This window comes from Nocardia sp. BMG111209 (genome assembly GCF_000381925.1).
GTDB lineage: Bacteria > Actinomycetota > Actinomycetes > Mycobacteriales > Mycobacteriaceae > Nocardia.
Window position 1 is genome coordinate 1,954,625 of the sequence record NZ_KB907307.1, and the last position, 23,421, is coordinate 1,978,045.

Consider the following 23,421-nt stretch of genomic DNA (forward strand, 5'->3'; position numbering starts at 1 on the left):
GTGCCGGCCGACGGCGTTCACCCGGCTCACGGCGTGGCGCGCTCCAGGGATTCGATCCACTCCCGCAGGGCCGCAGCGGTTGTCGGGGCGTCCTCCTCCAATACCGTGAAATGGTCGCCCGGGATGTCGGTGGTGTCGTGCGGGACGGGCCAGAACGCACGCCAGTCGCGTGGGCCGTCGAGCCGGGTGCCCGGCAACGGTGTCGACGACCGGAGCAGCCGGATCGGCGCCCGCACCGGCGCGGCCCGCCAGTCGAGGAAGATCCGGTTGTAGGTGCCCATCGTGGTCAGGCGCTCGTCCTGCACGGACATGTCGAATCGGTCGACGCGGGCGAGCATTCCGCCGATCATCGCGCCGGTCCACCATTCCATGCCGGGTTCGAGGGCGGCCTCGATCGGGTAGCTGTCGATGAGCAGCAGTCCGCGCGGCCGCAGCCCCTCGGCCTCCACGGCCGCCGTGACCGCATGCGCGACACACCCACCCATCGAACGTCCGAGCACCACGAAGGGCCGATCACCGACGACATCGGTGAGCGCTTCGACCCCCAGCCGCACCAGCGTCTGCACCGAGTCCGGCAGATCCTGGCTGCCCGCGGTGAAACCCGGTGCGGGGATGACGACGACATCGCGCTCGCCGCGCAATTCCTGTGCCATCCGGGAGTATTCGTGCGGCCCGGAGATCGCGCTGACCGCCGGGAAGGCCACCACCACCGTGTCACCGGATCCCTCGGCCAGCCGGATCGGTGGCGGTGCGTGCCGGGCACGGTCGGCCACCTCGAAGGTGGTCCGCGCGTGGGAGGCCGCGACGAGCAGTTGCGCGGCCTCGAAATGCTTACCCGCGTCGTGCATTCGGCGATGAATGGCCGCCAGCCCGGTCGCCGGAGGCGCGGCGGCCGCCGGTGCCGCGGCACCGATCAGCCCGTCGAGGAATTCCGCGATCGCGTCCGGCGTGGGGTGATCGAAGGTGAGCGTGGCGGGCAACCGCAGCCCCGTGGCCCGGCCCAGCCCGTTGCGCAGTTCCACCGCGCTGAGCGAATCGAGGCCGAGTTCGATCAGTGCCCGATCACCGGCGATGGTGTCGGCCGCGGGATGCGCCAGCGCCACACCGACCGCGGTGCGCACCAGATCCAGCAGTGCCGTGCGGCGATCGGCGCCTTCGAGGCCCGCGATATCGCGCAGCGCCGAGCCCGGCGCCTCACCGGTCGCGGTGCGCCGCGGTGGGGGCACCAGCGAGCGCAGTACCGGCGGCAGCGCATCGGTGCGCCGGCCCAGCGCCCGGGGATCGAATCCGGCGGCCACGATCACCGGTCCCCCGGCCACGGCGGTATCGAGCAGCGCGAGCGCGGTTTTCGTAGGCAGCGAGCGCAACCCGGTCCTGGCGATGCGGGCGCGGTCCGCGCCGGACAGCCCGGCGGTCGTGCCGCTCTCGCGTTCCCACAGGCCCCAGGAGATCGAGACCGCCGGTAGCCCTCGCGCATGCCGTTGTGCCGCAATGGCATCCAGCTCCGCATTGGCCGCCGTGTAGGTGGTCTGCCCCGGCCCGCCGAGCTGCGCGGACACGGAGGAGAACAGCACGAACCGGGTCACAGTGCCTGCGGCATCGGCGAGTTCGTCCAGTGCCCGTGCCCCACCGGACTTCGGTCGCGCCACCGCGGCGACACGTTCGGCGGTGACCGTGCCGAACAGGCCGTCGTCGACCAGCGCCGCGGCGTGGATCACCGTGGTCAGCGGCCGATCCACCGGCACGACTTCGAGCGCACCCGCCAGCGCGGCCCGGTCCGCGACATCGGCCGCGACGAGAGCAACTGTGGCACCGGCGGATTCGAGCTCGGCGGCCAGTTCCGCGGTGCCGGGTGTCGTGGCACCACGACGGCCGGCCAGCACCAGCGACCGTACCCCGTGCGTGTGCACCAGATGCCGGGCCACCTCCGCGCCCAGCCCACCCAGCCCCCCGGTGATCAGCGTCGTACCCACCGTGTCCCAAGGGCTTTCCGCATCAGCGGGCGGATCCCAACGCCGCAGCCGGGGTACCGACACCCGCCCTGCCCGCACGGCCGTCTGAATGTCCCCGTTCGCGGCGGCGACGAGCACCCCCGCGACGGCCGCCCAGGACTCCGGGTGATCGTCGACATCAGTGAGCAGCAACCGATCCGGCTGCTCGGCCTGCACCGAACGGACCAGCCCCCACACCGCCGCCGCGACCGGGTCGGGCACCTCGCCATCGCCCACGGCGACCGCTCCCCGGGTGCACACCACCAGCGGCACCGTCTCCACCGCCGGTTCCGCCAGCCAGCGCTGCAACACCGGAAGCAGGTCGCCGACCGAGGTAGCCGAAACGATGGCCGCGGCAGGCGAGACGCCGCCGGCATCGGGTGAGGCAGCAGCGCCGAAGACTTTGCTCGCGCTGGAGGGCAGCCCGTTCGCGCCGGTCGAGGACGCGTCTGCGGTGACCGGGACAACGTCTGCGGTGGGCAGATACTCCGCTGCGGCGGCCGGGACATCGGCTGTGGTGGCCGCGACTTCGGCTGTGGCGGAGACGGTGTCGCCTGTGCTCGGCTGGATTGTGCTCGCGGTGAATACTTCGTCGGCACGGATTGCTCGGTGGCCGGCCGCGCGCAATGCGTCAATGAGCGGGTCGTGTGGGTTGGTGGTGATGACGGCCCATTCGGCCGGGTCGGTCGGTGCGGCGGACTCGGTCCAATCCACCGTGAACAGGGCGTCGCGCAATTCCGGTCGGGCCGACTGTAATTGGGTGCTCGATACGCGGCGGGCGACGAGGCTGTCGATGGTGAGAACCGGGGTGCCGGAGGGGTCAGTGGCGTCGATGGTGACGGTGTCCGGGCCGCTGGGGCGAATGCGTACGCGCAGTGCGGACGCGCCGCCCGTGGAGAGCCGGACTCCGCTCCAGGCGAACGGTAGCCGGTTCTGGCCCGCCGGTACGTCGGCCAGGGCGCGCAGGGCCGGGAGGTGTACGGCGGCGTCGAGCAATGCCGGGTGCACGGTGTATTCGGCGGCTCGTTGTGCTTCGGGGTCGGACAAGGCCACTTCGACGAACAGGTCCTCCGCGCGCTGCCAGGCGCGGCGCAGGCCCTGGAACGCGGGGCCGTACGTGAGGCCCGTCGCCAGCAGCGCGGGGTAGACGTCGTCGATGTCCACGGGCTCGGCGCCGGGGGGCGGCCAAGTGGTGAAATCGGCTGCCGGTGCGTCGGTCTCGGGGCCGAGGACCGCGCGTGCGTGCCGGGTCCACACCGCGTCGGCGGTATTCGCCGGGCGCGAATGGATTGTCGCCGTACTGGTCCCGTCCTCGTTCGCGGTGACAGCGACCTGAATGTCGACCGTGTTGTCGCCGAGCACCAGTGGTGACTCGACGATCAACTCCTCCAACACGGGCAGGCCCGCCTCGGCGCCCGCGCGGGCCGCCAGTTCCAGCAGGGCCGTGCCGGGCACGATCACCGTGCCCAGCACGGCGTGATCGGCGAGCCACGGATGTGTGCGCAGTGACCATTGCCCGCTGAGTAGAAGGTGACCACCCTCGGCTGCGGCGGTCACCGCGGTGAGCAGGGGGTGGTCGATCGATGTCGCACCGGCGGCCGAGGTCCGGCGGCCGACGGGTTCGGCCCAGAAACGTTGCGGTCGAAAGGCATACGTGGGGAGGGCCAGGTGCGGGGCCGGGGGCACGATCGCGGGCCAGTCGACGCTGTGGCCGCGGGTGAAGACCGCCGCCGCTGCGGCGAGGGCCGTAACGGTCTCGGATCGCCCGGCGCGCAGTACGGGTGCCACGGTCACCTCGTCCGATGCCAGGGTCGCCGAGATCATCGGGGCGAGTACGGCATCCGCGCCGATCTCGACGAATACCCCGGCGCCCCGGTCGCGCAGTGTCCGTACGGTATCGGCGAACCGGACCGTGCCGAGCAGATGACGTACCCAGTAGCCGGGGTCGGCCAGTTCCCGCCCGTTCACCACGGCACCTGTGGTGTCGGACACCAGGATCGGCCCGTCGGGTTCGGCGAAGGCGAGGTCGGCGACGACACTCTCGAATTCGGTGGTCACGGGTTCCATCAACGGTGAGTGGAAGGCGTGGGATACCGTGAGCCGCTTCACTCGTCGGCCGAGGCCCGCCAGCTCAGCAGTCACCACCAGTACCGCGTCCTCGCTGCCGGATACGACGACCGCGCGCGGCGCGTTCACCGCGGCGATCGACACCTGCGGCGCATCCTCCAGCGCCACCACCGATGCCTCGGCCGGATGTCCGGTGCTGCCCGCGGCGACGCTCGTCCGGTCGATGACCTCGCGCACCTCGGCCTCGGTGGCCTCGACGGCGACCATGGAACCCCCGGCGGGCAGCGCTCCCATCAATCGCCCGCGGGCGGCGACGAGCCGGGCCGCATCGTCGAGCGACAACGCGCCGGCGACGTGCGCGGCCACCACCCCGCCGATGGAATGGCCTGCCACCGCGGCGATTTCGATCCCCCACGACACGAGCAGCCGATACAGCGCGGTCTCCAGGGCGAAGATCACCGACTGGGTGTAGATCGTGGCGTCGAGCAGCCCCTCGGTTCCGGGAGCGCCGAAGGCGACGTCGCGGACCGGATGTGCGACGGCCGCACCGAGATTCCGGTCCAGGGCCGTCGCCGCCGCATCGAAGGCCGCCGCGAAGGCCGGGAACCGTTCGTACAGTTCGGCTCCCGCACCGACCCGCTGGCTGCCCTGCCCGGCGAACACGACGGCCACCGCGCCGGCGCCGGGCGAGGTCGCCAGATGTGCTGTGGGCGTATGTCGTTGTGCGGCAACGGACTCCAGGGCCGCCGTCAACTCGGCGGCATCGGCGGCCAGGATCACCGCACGGGTGTCGTGATGTACCCGGGTGCGCACGAGTGCCGAAGCGACTGCCGCCGGGTCCGCGCCGGTCGCCGTGACGAATTCGGCGAGGCGCTGTGCCTGTGCCGACAGCCCGGTCGCACCGGCACCGGACAGCACGAACGGCCGCACCCCCGCCGCCACGATCGGGTCCACAAGGTCCGCCGCCGCGATCGACTCAACGGGGGACGCCGCCACGATCGGCCCCACATCGGACGCCGCCACGATCGACTCCACAGAGGAGGCCGCCGCGATCGGATGCACAGGGGACGCCGCCGCGATCGGCTCCACGGAACCCGTTGTCGCGGAGTCGTTCTCGGGAACGGCCTGTTCGACGATCACGTGCGCGTTGGTGCCGGACACACCGAACGCCGAGACGCCCGCCCGGCGCGGCCGGCCGGTCTCCGGCCAGTCCCGGGCCTCGGTCAGCAACTCGACCCGGCCGGAGTTCCAATCCACCAGTGCCGACGGGGTTTCCAGATGCAGCGAGGCGGGCAGGCGGCCGTGCCGGATCGCTTCGACGAGTTTGATCACCCCCGCCACCCCTGCCGCGGCCTGGGCGTGACCGATATTGGATTTGAGCGAACCGAGCCACAGCGGTTCGCCCTCGGTGCGCGACCCGTAGGTGGCCAGGATCGCCTGCGCCTCGATCGGATCCCCCAGCACGGTGCCCGTGCCGTGCCCCTCGACGGCGTCGACGTCCGCCACACCCAGCCCCGCATCGGCGAGCGCGTCGCGGATCACCCGCTGCTGGGCGGGACCGTTGGGGGCGGTGAGGCCGTTGGAGGCGCCGTCCTGGTTGATCGCGCTGCCGCGCACCACCGCCAGTACCTCGTGCCCGAGCCGCCGCGCATCCGACAATCGTTCCAGCAGTACGGTTCCCACGCCCTCGGCCCAGCCGGTGCCGTCGGCCGCGTCCGCGAACGCCTTGCACCGCCCATCGGGGGCCAGACCGCGCTGCCGCGAGAATTCGGTGAATCCGATCGGCGTGGACATCACCGAGGCGCCACCGGCGACGGCGAAATCCACCTCGCCCCCGCGCAATGCCCGCACCGCGAGGTGCAGCGCCACCAGCGAGGACGAGCAGGCGGTGTCGACGGTGACGGCCGGTCCCGCGAACCCGAAGGTGTAGGCGACGCGGCCCGACACCACGCTGCCGAGATTGTTGATGGCCAGATACCCCTCGAGTTCCTCGGGAATCGGATCGAGCCGGGATCCGTAGTCGTGCCCGGCCAGCCCGGCGTAGACCCCGGTGCGACTGCCCTTGAACGCGTACGGATCCAGGCCGGCGCGTTCGAAGGCCTCCCAGGTGACGCGCAGCAGCAGTCGCTGCTGCGGGTCCATCGCCAGCGCCTCCCGATGCGAGATCCCGAAGAAGTCGGGGTCGAATTCGGCTGCGCCGGTGAGAAATCCGCCATGGCGCGCATACGAGGTGCCGGGCGCGCCGGGATCCGGATCGTAGAGCGCCGCCAGATCCCAGCCGCGGTCGCCGGGGAACGGGCCGACCGCGTCCCGGCCTTGGGACACCAACTCCCACAGCTCATCCGGTGAGGACACCCCGCCGGGCAGCAGGCATGCCGTGCCGACGATGGCGATCGGCTCCCGGGCCCGCGCCTGCACTTCGTCGAGGCGCTGCTGTAGCCGCTGCTCCTTCGCGATCGACCGTTTCAGATATTCCCGGAGTTGCGTTTCGGTGGCCATATCGGTCAGTTCCTGTCTACCAGCTCGAACAATTCGTCGTCGGAGGCGCCGTCGAGGTCCGGCCTCGCCTCGGGCCCGGCGAGCCGGTCCGCGAGCGCGCGCAATCGCTGCGCGAGCGCGTCGGTTTCCGGGTCGCCGTCGCCGGTGATCAGCTCCTCGAGCGCCCCGAGGGCCGCGTCGGCATCGATCCGGCCGCGGACGCCGCCCGCTTCGTCGCCGGGCAGCGCCGCGGCGAGGTAGCCGGCCACCGCTTCCGGCGCCGGGTGGTCGAAGATGAGGGTCGCGGGCAGCGTGAGTCCGGTCGCCGCCCGCAGCCGGTTGCGCAGATCCACCGCGGTGAGCGAGTCCAGTCCGAGTTCACGGAAGGCCCGCGACGGCGGAACATCCTCGGCGCCACCGTGTTTGAGCACCGCCGCGGTTTCGGAACGGACCAGCTCGAGCAGCGCCGCCTGCCGCTGCCCGGCGGACAGTCCGGCGAAACGATCCACCACCGCCGGGACCGTGGCCTCGGGAACGACGGCGACCGCGCGGCCGGCGCGATCGTCGCGCCGCGACGCCGAACGGTCGGCGTCGATCCAGTACCGGCTGCGCTGGAACGCGTACGTGGGCAGGTCGATGTGGCGGCCGCGATCACCCAGCAGCGCTTGCGGATCCACGTCGACGCCGCGGCTGAACGCGGTGGCCACCGACAGGGCGAAGCGCTGCAGACCGCCCTCGTCGCGGCGCAGGGTGCCGACGACCGCCGTGGCGGGCGCCGCGACCGCGGCGATGGTCTCCTCGATCGCCGCGGTCAGCACCGGATGGGGACCGACCTCGATGAACGCGCGGTATCCCGCGTCCAGCAGCGACCGGGTCGCGTCCTCGAATCGTACTGTCCCGCTGAGGTTCTCGAACCAGTACGTCCCGGTCAGCTCGGGACCGTCGAGCCACGCGCCGGTGACCGTCGACAGCATCGGCACCGCCGCGGGGTCCGGCCGCACCGGTTCCAGCGCCACCGCCAATTCCGCCTGCAGTTCGCGCATCTGGGCCGAATGCGAGGCGTAGTCGACCGCCACCCGCCGGTTTCGTACCTCCGCCGCCGTCAGCCGGGCCAGGACCTCCTCGATCGCCTCGACCGCGCCGGACAACACGACCGAGGTGGGCGAGTTCACCACGGCCACCGCAAGCCGGTCACCGTATCCGCGCACCAGTTCGGCCGCGGCGTCGGCGGACAACGTGACCGCCGCCATCGCGCCGTGACCGGCATGTGCGGCGATCGCCTTGCTGCGCAGAGCGACAACACGGGCGCCGTCCCGCAGCGACAGCGCCCCGGCCACCACCGCTGCGGCGATCTCGCCCTGCGAATGCCCGGTCACCGCATCGGGTCGCACGCCGTGCGCGGCCCACAGTTCGGCGAGCGCGACCATGACGGCCCACAGTGTCGGCTGTACGACGTCGACGCGCTCGGCGTCGATCTCGGCACGGCCGAGCAGCACGTCGAGCACCGGCCAGTCGACCCATTCGCTCAGCGCCGCCGCGCATTCCGTCAGCCGGCGAGCGAAAACCGGTGCGGTCCGTACAACTCGGCGGCCATGCCGTCCCACTGCCCGCCCTGGCCGGGGAAGACGAGGACGGTCCGGCCGGTGAGGTCGGCCGTACCCGTCACGATGTTCGCGGGCAGCGCACGGCCGGAGGTCAGCGCCTCCAGGCCGTCGCGCAGCTGCGCCTCGTCCTCGCCGACCACCACGGCACGCTCGGTGAGGGCGGCCCGCCCCGCCCACAGCGTGCGGGCGACGTCCGCGGCCGCGACCCCGGGACGGGTCCGCAGGTAGGTCGCCAGCGTCACCGCCTGTCCGCGCAGTGCCACCGGATCGCGGCCGGACACCACCCAGGCCAGCGGCCCGGACGGATCCGGCGCCACCGCGGCCTCGACCGCGGGCGGCTCCTCGATGACGACGTGCGCATTGGTGCCGCTGACACCGAAGGAGGAGATACCGGCCCGGCGCGGCGAGCCGTTCGGCTCCCACGGCTGCGCGTCGGTGAGCAGGCGCACCGTGCCCGCCGACCAGTCCACGTGCGGTGTCGGCGCGTCGACGTGCAACGTCCTCGGCAGCGTCCGATTCTGCAGTGCCAGAATCATCTTGATGATCCCGGCGCCGCCGGCGGCCGCCTGGGTGTGACCCACGTTCGATTTGAGCGATCCCAGCCACAGCGGCCGATCCGGCGAATGCTCCGCGCCGTAGGTCGCGATGATCGCCTCGGCCTCGATGGGGTCGCCGAGCCGGGTGCCGGTGCCGTGCGCCTCCACCACGTCGACGGCCGCCGCGGGCAGGCCCGCGTTGGCCAGGGCCTGCCGGATCACCCGCTGCTGCGCGGGCCCGTTCGGTGCGGTGAGCCCGCTCGACGCGCCGTCCTGGTTGACGGCCGTGCCACGCACCACGGCCAGCACGGTGTGCCCGGACCGCCGGGCGTCCGAAAGCCGTTCCAGCACAAGCATGCTCACCCCCTCGGCCCAGCCGGTGCCGTCCGCGGCCGCCGCGAACGCCTTGCACCGGCCGTCGGCCGACAGCGCGCGCTGCCGCGAGAACTCCACGAAGGTGGCCGGTCCGGCCATGATCGCGACCCCGCCCGCCAGCGCCAGATCGCTCTCGCCCGAGCGCAGCGATTGCGCCGCCAGATGCAGCGCCACCAGCGAGGACGAGCAGGCGGTGTCGACGCTGAGCGCGGGCCCCTCGAATCCGAAGGTGTAGGCGATCCGGCCACTGGCGATGCTGCCGGCGCTGCCGTTGACCAGATACCCCTCCAGATCGGCCGGGGCGTCCTGCAGATGCGGGGCGTAGTCGTGGTACATGGTGCCGGCGAACACGCCGGTTCGGCTGCCGCGCAACGAGGTCGGGTCGATGCCCGCCCGCTCGAGCGCCTCCCAGGTGGTCTCCAGCAGCAACCGCTGCTGTGGATCGGTGGCCAGCGCCTCACGCGGTGCGATCCCGAACAGTCCGGCGTCGAAATCGGCTGCGTTGGTGAGGAATCCACCGTGTCGGGTGTAGGAGGTTCCCACCCGGTCGGGGTCGGCGTCGTAGAGCGCCGCGAGATCCCAGCCGCGGTCGGCCGGGAATTCGCCGATGGCGTCCCCGCCGATGTCGAGCAGGCGCCACAGCGCACCGGGTGTCTCGATACCACCGGGCAGGCGCAGCGACATCCCCACGATGACGACAGGGTCGTCCGCGGCGGTGTTCCCGGTGGCGGCCGCCACCGCCACGGGTGCGGTGTCCGGGGACAACCGGGTGCGGAGCAGTGCGGCGATGGCCTGCGGCGTCGGATGGTCGAAGGTGAGGGTGGCCGGCAGCCGCACACCCGTCACGGCCGCCAGGCGGTTGCGCAGTTCCACCGCCGTGAGCGAATCCAGGCCGAGTTCGGTCAGCGCGCGATCGGCGGGGATCGCGATCGGGTCGGGATGATCCAGTGCGGCGGCCGCCTCGCGGCGCACCAGATCCAGCAGCGCGGCCTCCTGATCCGCGGCCGACCGGCCGCGCAGCGCGGCGGACACCGTCGAATCGGCCTCGGGGGCAGCGTCTTCCGACTGCCGCCGCGCGGGCCGGACCAGGCCGCGCAGCAGTGGCGGCACCACGGCGCCCGGCTCGGTGAACGCCGCCAGGTCCAGTGGCGCGGGGGCCAGCAGTGCCCGGTCCCGATGGAACACCGCGGCATCGAACAGGTCCAGGCCGTGCTCGGCGGACAGTGCGCGCACCCCCTGGCGGGCCAGCCGGGCGCGATCGGTGGCGGTGAGATGTGCTGTCACACCGGTGGTCTCGGCCCACAGTCCCCAGGCCAGCGATACCGCGGGCAGTCCCTCGGCCCGCCGCCGCGCGGCCAGCGCGTCCAGACCGGTGTTCGCGGCGGCGTAGGCGGCCTGTCCCGCCGTGCCCAGCAGGCCGGCGATCGAGGAGTACAGCACGAATTCCGCGAGCGGCAGTTCCCGGGTCAGCTCGTCGAGCAGGCGCGCGGCGCCGAGTTTCGGTGCCAGCACCGCGGCCAGCCGGTCCTCGGTCAGCGTGTCGACCAGGCCGTCGTCGACGATTCCGGCGGTGTGCACGATCGCGGTCAGCGGATGCGCCGGCGCGACGGCCGCGAGCAGGCGCGCGACCGTGTCACGATCGGTGAGATCCGCGGACACCAGCAGTACCCGGGCATCGAGTGCGCGCAGTTCCGCGGCCAGTTCCGCGGCGCCGGGCGCGCTCGCGCCGCGGCGGCTGGCCAGCAAAAGATGCCGCACCCCGTGCCGGCGAACCAGATGGCGGGCCAGCAGCGCCCCGAGACCGCCGGTGCCGCCGGTGATCAGGACCGTGCCGTCGGGATCCCAGGCCCGTGGCGCGGCCTCCGCAGGGCCACCGCCGGCCAGCCGCGGCACATAGGCGCGGCCGGCCCGCACGGCCAGCTGCGGTTCGGCCGCGGCCAGCGCACGGCCCAGCACCGCGGCGGAGGCCGGATCGTCGTCGGTGTCGACGATCACGACCTCGCCGGGCCGTTCCGTCGCGGCCACCCGGGCCAGCCCCCAGATCGGCGCGGCGCCGACATCAGGCCGGTCGCCGTCCAGCACGCCGATCGCGTTGTGGGTGAGCAGGATCCGGCCGGTGTCCGCCGAGTCCCGCAGTGCCGCAAGGGCCGCCGTCACCGGCTCCCCCGCCTCGGCCGAATCCCAGATCACCGGAACCGTATCGGCGGCCGCGGGCAGGGGGTGTTCGACCCAGACCGGTGCGTACAGTCCGTCCCGGACCGGTGCGCCGCTCCCGGCGGCGGGCCGCAGCACCAGGGTGTCGACGGTGAGGACGGGCGCGCCGGCGGTGTCGGCGGCGAGCAGATCCCGCAGTCCGTTGCCGGTGCGGGTGACCGACACCCGCAGCACGCCGGCGCCGGTGGCGTGGGCACGAATACCGCTCCAGGCGAAGGGGATTCGCGGTGCGTCCGCATCCGGATCGGCCATCGCCACCGGATGCAGCGCGGCGTCGAACAGCGCCGGATGCACCACGTATCCGGCCGGGCTCACCGCCGCGGAATCGGGCAGCACGACCTCGGCGTACAGTCGCTCGCCGTCCTGCCAGATCGCCCGCACGCCCCGGAAATTCGGGCCGTAGTCCAGCCCTCGTGCCCGCAACCGCTCGTAGGCGCCGGTGAGATCCGCGGCCACCGCGCCCGCCGGCGGCCACGCCGACCGCGACGCGACCGGCGGCGCCGCGCTGCGCACCAGGCGGCCGGTGGCGTGGCGCGTCCACGGCGCCTGCGGATCCGCCGCGGATCGCGCGTGTACCTCCACGAGCCACTGCGCATCCGAACGATGCGCGCGCACCTGCACTTCCGCCGCCGGTTCGGCGTCGAGCACGAGCGGTGTCTCGATCACCAGTTCCTCGACGGTGTCGGCTCCCACCTCGTCCGCCACGTGCACCGCCAGCTCCGCCAGGGCGGTACCGGGCAGGTAGACGCGCCCGGCGACGACATGTTCGGCCAGCCACGGATGCGCCCGCGTCGACAGCCGCCCGGTCGCGACCACGCCGTCACCGGAGGCGAATCGGACCGTCGTGCCGAGCAGCGGATGCGTGCCGCGGCCGGTTTCGGTTGCCGCGGTGACCGTGGCCCAGAAGGGCTCGTATCGGAACGCGTAGGTGGGCAACGCGATTCGCCGCTGTTCCGGGACGATCGCGGCCCAGTCCACTCGGCGACCGTTGACGTGGACGGCCGCCGCGGCGGCCAGTACGGTGGCGACCTCGTCCCGCCCGGTCCGCAGTGCGGCCACCGCGACGGACGGCTGTGGGTCGTCGGCGAGGACGGCCGAAACCATCGGGGTGAGAACGGCATCCGCGCCGAGCTCGAGGAAGATACCGGCCCCGGTGCCGCGCGCGGCGCGTACGGCGTCGGCGAACCGGACCGTGCCGCGCAGGTGCCGGACCCAGTAGGCGGGATCGGCGAGCTCCGCCCGCGACACCGGGGCCCCGGTGGCATCCGAGACGAGGGTGCACGCCCGCGGCTCCGTCACGGTCAATTCCGCGACCACGCGCCCGAATTCGCCGAGTACCGGATCCATGGCCGCGGAGTGGAAGGCATGGGAGACCACCAGGCGCTTCACCCGCCGCCCGGTACCGGCCAGTCGCGCGGCCACCGCGAGTACGCGGTCCTCGGGGCCCGAGATCACCACCGCCCGTGGGCCGTTCACTGCGGCCAGGGCCACCGCCGGCTCGTCGTCCCCGGCGAGCGCCTCGCGAATCTCCGCTTCGGAGGCCTCCACGGCGACCATCGCACCGCCGCGCGGCAGCGCACCCATCAGGCGGCCGCGGGCGGCCACCAGCCGTGCGGCGTCCGCCAGTGACAACGCACCGGCCACATGGGCGGCCGTCACGCCGCCGATGGAATGGCCTGCGACGACGGCGATCTCGATGCCCCACGATTCGAGCAGCCGGAACAGCGCCACCTCGAGCGCGAACACCACCGCCTGGGTGTACACGGTCTCGTCGATCAGCCCCTCGGTGCCGGGCGCCCCGAAGGCCACCTCGCGCACCGGGTGCCGGACCGCGGTACCGAGATATCCGTCCAGCAGCCCGACCGTCGCGTCGAAGGACTCCCGGAACGCCGGAAACCGCTCGTACAGTTGCCGGCCCGCGCCGGCCCGCTGGCTGCCCTGACCGCCGAACACCACACCGACGGTGCCCGGCGCCGCGGTCTCCCCGACGACGACACCGGGCGCGGAGATGCCGTCGGCCAGGCTCGACAGTGCCCCGAGCAGGTGCGCGCGATCGGCGGCGACCACGACGGCACGCGCCGCGAAGTCGACCCGATCGCGAATCAGGGCCGAGGCGATCGGGCCGAGATCGGCGTCGGCGGCCTCGGATACCCGCCGCGCCAGCGCGCCGGCCTGTCCACGCAGTGCCGCCGCGGACCCCCCGGAGATCGGAAACGGCAGTGGGACAACGGCCTCGGACCGCGGCGGGTGCGCGGCTCCGGAATCCGACGCCGATCCGGCGTCCGGCTCCGGGGCCTGTTCGAGAACCACATGGGCGTTGGTGCCGGACACCCCGAACGCCGATACCCCGGCGCGCAACGGCCGGCCCGGCCGCGGCCACGGCCGGGACTCGGTGAGGAGCTCGACCCGACCGGCGTCCCAATCCACCAGGGACGTAGGACTTTCCACGTGCAGGGTGGCCGGCAGCACCCCGTGCCGCAGCGCCAGCACCATCTTGATGACCCCGGCCACCCCCGCCGCCGCCTGGGTGTGCCCGATATTGGATTTCACCGAGCCGAGCAGCAGCGGTTCGGCCCGGTTCCCGCCGTAGGCGGCCAGCAGCGCCTGCGCCTCGATCGGATCGCCCAATTCGGTTCCCGTGCCGTGCGCTTCGACCGCGTCCACCTCGGCGGCGCTCACCCCGGCGTCGGCGAGCGCGTCCCGGATGACCCGCTGCTGAGCGGGTCCGTTCGGTGCGGTGAGACCGTTGGAGGTGCCGTCCTGGTTGACCGCGCTCCCGCGGATCACCGCCAGCACCTCGTGACCGTTGCGCTGCGCGTCCGAAAGACGTTCCAGCAGAATCACTCCCGCACCCTCGCCCCAGCCCGTGCCGTCGGCGCCGGCCGCGAACGCCTTGCAGCGCCCGTCCACCGACAGTCCCCGCTGCCGGGAGAACTCGACGAAGATGCGGGGTCCGGACAGGACGGTCGCGCCCCCGGCGATCGCGAAGTCCACCTCACCGGCGCGCAGTGCGCGGACCGCCAGGTGCAGCGAAACCAGTGACGACGAGCAGGCCGTGTCGACGGTCAGCGCGGGACCGGTGAATCCGAAGGTGTAGGCGATCCGCCCGGACAGCACACTCGCGGCGGTACCCGTGACCAGGTAGCCCTCCACCGCGGGCGGGACATGACCGGGACCGGTCACGTAATCCTGACCGTTGGTGCCGACATACACCCCGGTTCGGCTGCCGCGCAACGTCTCCGGATCGATCCCGGCCCGTTCGAAGGCCTCCCACGTGGTGTGCAGCAGCAGTCGCTGCTGCGGATCCATGGCGAGGGCCTCGCGGCGGGAGATGCCGAAGAAGCCGGGATCGAAATCGGCGGCGTGGTCGAGGAATCCGCCCCGGCGGGTGTAGGTGGTTCCCGGATGGTCGGGATCGGGATGGTAGAGACCGTCGAGGTCCCAGCCGCGATCGGCGGGGAATTCGGTGAGGACGTCGCGGCCCTCGGACAGCAACTCCCAGAACTGTTCCGGGGTATCCGCGCCACCGGGGAACCGGCAGCCGAGCGCCACGACGGCGATCGGTTCCCGACCGGCGTCGGTCACCTCCTGCAGTTGCTGCCGCGTCCGGTAGAGTTCTTCACTCACCCGCCGCAGCAGATGCCGGATCTTGTCCTCGCCGGCGGTGTCGTCCACAGCGTTCACAGCAATGCCTTTCACGATTCGCGGGTCAGGAGATGCCGAATTCGGAGCCGATGAACTCGATGAGATCGGCGTCGGAGAGTGCGGCGGTGCGCTCGGTCGCGGGCTCATCGGGTGCGGGGGCGGCGAGTTCGTGCAGCCGCTCGAGCACCACCGCCCGATCGGCGTCGGCCAGGTCGGCGGCCGCCAGTCCGGCGGCGATCCGCTCGAGGTCGCCGAGCAGGCCGTCAAGCGGGGATCGGCTTGCGGGAGTGACGAGTTCGAGGATGAATTCGGTCAGCGCGGCGACCGTGGGCCGGTCGAACACCAGGGTGGCGGGCAGTTCGAGCCCGGTCCGCTGCCGCAGTCGATTTCGCAGTTCCACCGACGACAGCGAGGTGAATCCCTGGTCGCGCAGACCGCGGTCGTCGTCGACCGCGTGCTGGTCGGCGTGGCCGAGCGCCGCCGCCGTCTCCTCCCGGACGAGCGCGCGCACCGCGGTCCGGCGCTCGGAATCGTCCAGTGCGGCAAGCTGTTCGACCGTGCTCACGGCCGGCTCGGACCGCTGCTGCGGCGGCAGCAGCTCGGTCAGCAGGTGCGCGTGGACGCGGTCCGCGGCGGTCCAGTCCACGTCGGCGACGACGAGGTGTGTCTCGCCGCCGACCACCGCGCGTTCCAGTGCGGTCAGCGCGGCCTCGGGATCCATCGGCCGTAATCCACTGCGCCGCAACTGTTCCGCCGCGTGCCCGGCGATCCCGGCACCCGCCCAGTGACCCCAGACGATCGAGGTCGCGGGCAGGCCGAGCCGCCGCCGGTGCCCGGCGAGCGCGTCGAGCGCCGCGTTGCCGGGCGCGTAATTGGTTTGTCCCGGTGCCGGAATCACCCCCGTGACGGAGGAGAACAGCACGAACGAGGACAGCGCGCGGTCCCGGGTCAGCTCGTGCAGGTGTAGCGCGGCACCGGTTTTCACCCGGTACACCCGCTCGATCCGGTCCCGATCGAGACCGCCGACCAGGTCGTCGTCCAGTATCGCGGCGGCATGCACCACATCCGTCAGCGGCCGGTCGACCGGAATATCGGCCAGCACCGCCGCGAGCGCGGCCCGGTCCCCCACATCGCAGGCGACCACGACCGGGCGCGCCCCGGCAGCGGACAACTCGGCGATCAGCTCCGTCGCACCCGGCGCGTCCGGCCCCCGACGGCTGAGCAGCAGCAGATCCGTGACGCCGTTGCCGGCCAGCCGGCGAGCGATCCGCGCCCCGAGCGCACCGGTGCCGCCGGTGACGAGCACCGTCCCGGCCGGCCGCCACCGGCCGGCGACCGCCGGCAGATCGCCCGGCCGCAGCCGCCGGGTCCAGATCCGGGCGGCGCGTACCGCGAATTCGCGCTCACCGTCCGGCGCACGCAAGGCCGACAGAACCCGTTCGGCGGCACTGCCGTCGGGCTGGGCGGCTACGTCCACGACGATGCCCGGCCCGAGGCCCCCTTCGGTGACGGCCGCGCCGGTGAACGCCGCGTGCCAGGCGCCCCGGACCGCGACGGGATCGTCGCCGTCCACCGGTGCGTCGCCGGGGACTTCCGTACCGGTGGTCAGCACACCCAGGGCGGCGACTCGCGGTGCGGCCGCGACCGCCCGGGTGAGTGCCGCAGTGGCAGCCCGCAGGTCGGCGTCCGCCGCCCCTACTGCGAGCGGCAGCAGGGAGACCACCGTGCTCGCATCGCCGGGCACCCCGGCCAGCCCGGCGGCCAGTGCCGCTCCGGTGACGGTCGCGGGATCGACACTCAGATCGCGCACGACCGCGCCGCGGCGGGTGAGTTCGGTGCGCAGGGCCGCCGCCCATTCGCCGGCGCCGTCGGGCACCACCAGCACCCAGGACCGACCGTCCTCGGAGGCGGGGTCGGCGAGCGCACGCGGCTCCCAGTGCGCGCGGTGGATCCACCCGTCCGTACGCCGTTCGGCGGCGGGTGCGTGCACCCAATACCGTTGGCGCTGAAAGGCATAGGTGGGCAGGTCGGTCCGGGGCGCCGCGGGCACGAGCGCGGTCCAGTCCACATGGTGCCCGTGGGTGAACAAGGTGGCGGCGGCCGCGATCAGGCCCGTGACCTCGTCGCGGTCGCGGCGCAGGGTCACGACGACGGCACTCCCGTCGAGCGTGCCGGACAACGCGGGAGCCAGCACGGCGTCGGCGCTCAGTTCGACGAATGTGCCGACCCCCGCATCCGCCATCGCGCGGGCGGCGTCGGCGAACCGAACAGTCCCACGCAGGTGGCGCACCCAATGGTCGGGGTCGGCCAGTTCCACACCGGTCGTCTCGCGACCGGTGTGATCGGAGAAGATCCGCGGACCACCGACATCACTGAAGGCCGATTCCGCTGCGATGGAACGGAATTCGTCGAGAATCGGATCCATCGCCGCGGAATGGAAGGCATGCGAGACGGTCAGCCGCCGCGTCCGCCGGCCCGCCGCCGACAGTGCGTCGGACACCGCCGCCACGGCAGCATCGGGACCCGAGATCACCACTGCCCGTGGACCGTTCACCGCCGCGACGGACACTGTATCCGCCGATCCACCGGCGATGATCGCCGCGCGCACCTCGTCCTCGGTGGCCTCGACGGCCGTCATCGCCCCACCCGCGGGCAGCGAATCCATCAACCGTCCGCGGGCGGCGACCAGACGCGCAGCCTCCGCCAGCGGAAGTGCCCCGGCCACATGCGCGGCCACCACACCACCGATCGAATGACCTGCGACCGCGGCGATCTCGATACCCCAGGACTCCAGCAGCCGGTACAGCGCCACCCCCACCGCGAAGATCACCGGCTGGGTGTAGAGCGTCCGGTCGATCAGCCCCTCGGTGCCCGCCACGCCGAAGGCGATGTCCCGCACCGAGAACCGGGTCGTATCCCCCAACTGCCGATCCAGGAGTGCGACCGTTGCGTCGAACGATTCCCGGAACACCGTGAAGCGCTCGTACAACCGGCGCCCGGCACCGGCCCGCTGACTGCCCTGCCCCCCGAAAACCACACCCACGCTGCCGGATCGGGGCGCCGCGGCGCTGACAATGTTCGCCGCCGCACCCCCCGCGGCCAATGTTCGCAATCCGGCGCTCAGCGCCGCCGCGTCCTCCGCGATCACCACCGCGCGGGTGGCGAAGCTCGCGCGATCACGAACCAGCGCCGAGGCGACGGCCGCCGGAGCGGCGCCTGTCGCCGGATGACCGGCCAGCCGGTCGGCCTGAGCGCGCAACGCGGCCGGCGTGCGGCCAGACAGCACGTACGGCACCGGGCCGACCGGATCCGCCGACACCAGCGCGACCAGCTCCCCCGAAACCTGCTCGGCCGGACCCCCCGGCACCCGCTCGGCCCGACCCACCGACACCTGCTCAGCCCGACCCACCGACAGCTGCTCGGCCCGACCTCCCGGCAGCTGCTCGGCTCGCCCCGGCGGCACCTGCCTGGCCCGGCCCGGCGGCAGCTGCACGGCCCGACCCACCGGCAGCTGCACGGCCTGACCCAGCGGCACCTGCCCGGCCAGATCTCCCAGCACCTGCCCGGCAGAACCCGCCGGTACCTGCCCGGCCGCGTCCCCCGGGACCTGCTCGGCCGGATCCCCCAGCGCCCGCACCGCCGGGATCAGCGGCGGCGCCTCCTCGATGATCACGTGCGCGTTGGTCCCACTGATCCCGAACGACGAGACGGCGGCACGCCGAGGCCGAGCCTCCCCTACCCATCGCTGCGGCGCGGTGACCGGACGCAGCGCGCCCGCGGACCAATCCACGTGTGGCGAGGGCGGTTCCGCGTACAGCGTGGCCGGGATGAGCTGATGACGCAGGGCGAGAACGACTTTCGTGATACCGGCAGCCCCGGCAGCGGCCTGGGTGTGGCCGATGTTCGATTTCAGCGACCCCAGCCATACCGGTTCGGCGCGGTCGCGTCCGTAGATGTCCTGCAAGGCCTGCGCCTCGATCGGATCCCCGAGCGCGGTCCCGGTGCCGTGCGCCTCGATCGCGTCCACCGCCGTGGCGTCCAGCCCGGCGTCGGCGAGGGCCTCCCGGATGACCCGCCGCTGCGCGAGGCCGTTGGGCGCGGTCAGCCCGTTGGACGCGCCGTCCTGGTTGACGGCGGTACCGCGCACCACAGCCAGCACCTCGTGCCCGAGCCGGCGCGCATCCGACAATCTCTCCACCAGCAGCAGACTCACGGCCTCCGACCAGCCGGTGCCGTCGGCGGCGGCGCCGAACGCCTTGCACCGCCCGTCCCCCGCCAGCCCGCCCTGCCGCGCGAACTCGGTGAACATGCCGGGGTTCGCCATCACCGTCACACCTCCGGCGACCGCGAGATCGGCCTCCCCCGACCGCAGCGCCCGCACCGCCAGATGCAGCGCCACCAGCGACGACGAGCAGGCGGTGTCCACGGTCAGCGCCGGCCCGGACAATCCGAACGTATAGGCGATCCGCCCGGACAGCACACTCGGCGAGGTACCGGTCAGCCCGAATCCCGCAGCGGCAGCGCCCAACTCGTGCAAGCGGGGCCCGTACTCCGAAGGCCCCGCACCCAGATACACCGCCGTGCGACTGCCGGCGAGCGAGGTCGCGACGATACCGGCACGCTCGAACAGCTCCCACGCCGATTCCAGCACCAACCGCTGCTGGGGATCCATCGCCGCCGCTTCCCGAGGCGAGATGCCGAAGAACTCGGCATCGAAATCCGCTGCCTCGCTGAGGAATCCACCGCCATACGTCAACCCACCGGCCGAGTCCAGCAGCGCACCGAGGTCCCAGCCCCGATCGACCGGCAGCGCGCCGATCGCCTCTCCACCGGCGACGAGCAGATCCCACAGCCGCTCCGGCGAATCGTGCCCACCCGGGAAACGCCCGCTCATGGCCACGATTGCGATCGGTTCCGCAGCGGAACCGGACAACCGCGCGGCAACCGCAACCGAATCCCCCTCCAGCACAGAGTCTTCCGAACCCGGCCCCACCCCCAGCAGATCGGCGAGATGAGCCGCGAGCGCCGCCGGGGTCGGATGGTCGTAGACCACGGTCGCCGCGACCGCGACACCCAGCCGACGGGTCAACGCAGTGGCGAGCTCACTCGCACCGAGCGAGTCCAGCCCGAGATCGCGATAGGTACTACCGAAGTCGAGTTGCCGCGGATCGGAATGACCCAGCACGGCCGCAGTCACGGCCCGCACGACCTCCGGAAGAGCCCCGGGACGCGCTGCAGCCGAGGGGATCTCGGCTACCGACTCGCCCGGCCGGGGTGAGACGTGAGACCCGTCCAACCGGGGCGGGATACCCGACTCGTTCGACCGGGATGCGATCGGCGGCCCGTCCGGCCGAGGTGGGATCACCGATTCATCCAACCCGAGTGCGATCGGCGGCTCGGCCGACCGGGGTGGGATCGTCGGCTCGGTCAACCCGAGTGCGATCGGCGACCCGTCCGGTCCGGCTGGGACCGGCAACCCGTCCGACCGGGGCGCGACCGGCGACCCGGCCGACCAGGGCGGGATCGGCGGCCCGGCCGGGTTGATCGGGGTCTGACCGTCCGGGCGGCTCGGGGTCTCGATCCACAACCGCTCCCGCTGGAAGGCGTAGGTGGGCAGGTCCAGGCGGGCCGATGGCGGCACGATTGCGGTCCAGTCGACGTGATGACCGTTGGTGTAGGCCACGGCCGCCGCGGTCAGAACCCCGGCGATCTCGTCGCGGCCCGTGCGGAGAGTCGCGCCGACTGCCACCTCGGTGTCATCGCGCAGGGTGGCGGCGACCATCGGTGTCAGGACGGCGTCGGGACTCAGTTCGAGGAAGACACCGACCCCCTCCGCGCGGAGGGTGCGCACGGCGTCGGCGAAGCGGACCGTGCCGCGCAGGTGCGCGGACCAGTACCGCGGATCGACCGCCTCCGCCGGGGTCAGCCGGGCGCCGGTTGCGTCGGAGATCACGACCGATTGCGGTGCGGTGAAGGACAATTCGGCGATCGATGCCTCGAAGTCACCGAGGATGGGCTCCATCGCGGCCGAATGGAACGCATGCGACACCGTCAGCCGCTTCACGCGCCGACCGGCCGCGGTCAGTTCCCCGGCGAGCTGCGACACCTCCGGCTCGGGGCCCGAAACCACCACTGCCCGAGGGCCGTTCACCGCTGCCACGGAGAGCGGCGATCCGATGTGCGCGACGGCGGTGCGGATCTCGGTCTCGTCGGCTTCGACGGCGAGCATGGCGCCGCCCTCGGGCAGCGAGTCCATCAGTTTCCCGCGCGCCGCGACCAGGCGCGCGGCATCCGGCAGGGGCAGCACCCCGGCCAGATGCGCGGCGACCACGCCACCGATGGAATGCCCGGCGAGGGCGGCGATCCGCAGCCCCCACGATTCGAGCAATCGGTAGAGCGCGACCTCCACGGTGAAGATCACCGCCTGCGCGTAGACCGTCCGGTCGATCAGCCCCTCGGTGCCCGCCGCGCCGAAGGCCACGTCCCGCACCGAATGATCCACCGCCCCTTCGAGATACCGATCGAGCAGGTCGGCCGAGGCGTCGAAGGACTGGCGGAACACCGCGAACCGCTCGTACAACTGCCGGCCCGCACCGGCGCGCTGGCTGCCCTGCCCGCCGAAGACGATCCCGATACCGCCGCGCGCCCCCGAGCCCGTGATCACGCCGGCCGTCGCGGCACCGTCCGGCAGACCGGCCGCGCGGGCCGCAAAGGTTGCGTGATCGGCGGCCAATACTACTGCGCGATGGCCGAATTCGGCACGACCGCGGACGAGGGTGGAAGCCAACGCCGGCAGCGCTGGCCCGGACCCGCCGACGAAGTCCGCCAGCCGCGCCGCCTGCGCGACCAGAGCCGGGACAGTGTGCGCCGACACCACGAACGGGAGCACCTCGTCGCCGCTCGCCCCCTCATCGCCGATCGCCCGCTCGTCGCGGTTCGCCCCCTCATCGCCGTTTACCCCGTCGCCACGGTTCGCCCCGCCATCGCGGTTCGCCCCGCCATCGCGGTTCTCCCCGCCATCGCGGTTCGCCCCGTCATCGCCGATCGCCCGCTCGTCGCCTATCACCCGCTCGCCACGGTTCGCCACCTCGTCGCGGTTCGCCTCCTCATCGCGGTTCCCCTCGCCGCCGACGGCCGATTGCGCCCCCGGCCCGCCCGGTCCCTCCTCGACGATCACATGCACATTCGTCCCACCCATGCCGAACGAACTGACCCCCGCCACGAGCGGCCGATCCGGATGCGGCCACGGTCCGGTCGCGGCCACCACACGCAGGTTGGCGCCGGTCAGATCCAGTGCCGGAGCGGGGTTGTCGTGCCCGAGCGTGGCCGGGATCTGCCGATGCCGCAGGCCGAGTACGACTTTCAGCAGCCCGACCAGGCCGGCCGCGCCTTCCAGGTGACCGACGCTCGGCTTCACCGATCCGACCGGTAGCGGGTCGCCCGGCCGGCGCGCCCGGCCCACGGCGTCGCCGAGCGCCGCCGCCTCGACCGGATCGCCGATGCGGGTTCCGGTGCCGTGCAACTCCACGTACTGCAGGTCGGCCGGATCCACTCCGGCGCGGCGCAGAGCCCGCCGGATCGCCGCCGCCTGCCCGGCGGCGTCGGGCACCGTCAGCGCGGGGCCGGCACCGTCGTTGGTGATCGCGGTCGACCGGAGCACGGCGTGGATGCGATCGCCGGCGGCGACGGCCCGGTCCAGCGGTTTCAGCAGCAGCACGACCGCGCCCTCGCCGCGCACGTATCCGTCGCCGGCGGCGTCGAACACCGAGGCGTGCCCGGTTTCGGAGACGCCGCCGAAACGTTCCGCGATCAGCGCGCCGCCACGGGTCAGATTCAGGTTCACCGCGCCGACGAAGGCGGCATCGGATTCCCCGGCGGCGATGCTCGCGCACGCCAGATGAACGGCGGTCAGGCCCGACGACTGGCCGGAATCGACGGTGAAGCTCACGCCGTGCAGGTCGAACGCGTAGGAGACGCGGTTGGCGAGCATGCCGCGACTCGTCCCGGTCAGCGTGTGCCTGGTCACGGCCGCGTCGCCGGCTTCCTGCAGGACCGCGGCGTAGTCCGCCGCCATCGCCGCGGCGAACACACCCGTGCCCGTACCCCGCAGGCCGGTCATCGGGATGTTCGCGTCTTCGGCTGCCTCCCAGGCCAATTCGAGCAGCAGGCGTTGTTGCGGGTCCATCGCGCGCGCCTCCCGCGGCGAGATGCCGAAGAACCCGGCGTCGAACTCGTCGATCCGGTCGAGGAAGCCGCCGTACAGGCCGGCGATCCGCGGGTCCGCGCGCCACCGGGTGGCCGCCGGCGCACCCAGCGAATTTCCGCCCGTTGTCAGGAGATTCCAGAATTCACCGGGATCACGAGCGCCGGGAAGTCGGCACGAAACTCCGACGACCGCCACCGCGAGTGGTTTCTCTGCATACCGAAAATCGTTCACAGCAGATCAGATCTCCCTTGCTGCGGGAAACATTGGCGCGCCCTCCTCCCGGGCGCTCCGAGCCAAACAATTGT

Annotated in this window: 4 protein-coding genes and 2 pseudogenes; all 6 read right to left on the minus strand. The window is 72.7% G+C overall.

The annotated features are described in order from the left end of the window. Positions 1 to 26 precede the first annotated feature (26 nt). Positions 27 to 6,566, minus strand: a complete 6,540-nt coding sequence (locus tag G361_RS50240; RefSeq protein WP_369797912.1) for a type I polyketide synthase — start codon at positions 6,564 to 6,566, stop codon at positions 27 to 29. Next, positions 6,563 to 8,140, minus strand: coding sequence for an acyltransferase domain-containing protein (locus G361_RS49260; RefSeq protein WP_155981375.1), 1,578 nt, complete (start codon positions 8,138 to 8,140; stop codon positions 6,563 to 6,565). The genes G361_RS50240 and G361_RS49260 overlap by 4 nt, the downstream gene beginning before the upstream one ends. Then, entirely contained in the window at positions 8,083 to 14,949 is a 6,867-nt protein-coding gene (locus G361_RS42900; protein WP_196814447.1) for a type I polyketide synthase, read from the minus strand. The genes G361_RS49260 and G361_RS42900 overlap by 58 nt, the downstream gene beginning before the upstream one ends. Positions 14,950 to 14,974: 25 nt before the next feature. Beyond that, on the minus strand, positions 14,975 to 18,583 hold the full coding sequence (locus G361_RS51745) for a type I polyketide synthase (RefSeq protein WP_231387007.1): 3,609 nt from the start codon (positions 18,581 to 18,583) through the stop codon (positions 14,975 to 14,977). Then, positions 18,560 to 20,116 (minus strand): annotated as a pseudogene (locus G361_RS51750) (beta-ketoacyl synthase N-terminal-like domain-containing protein); the annotation flags it as partial. The pseudogene G361_RS51750 and the gene G361_RS51745, both read right to left, overlap by 24 nt. A gap of 471 nt (positions 20,117 to 20,587) precedes the next feature. Beyond that, positions 20,588 to 23,347 (minus strand): annotated as a pseudogene (locus tag G361_RS51755) (beta-ketoacyl synthase N-terminal-like domain-containing protein); the annotation flags it as partial. Positions 23,348 to 23,421: the final 74 nt, after the last annotated feature.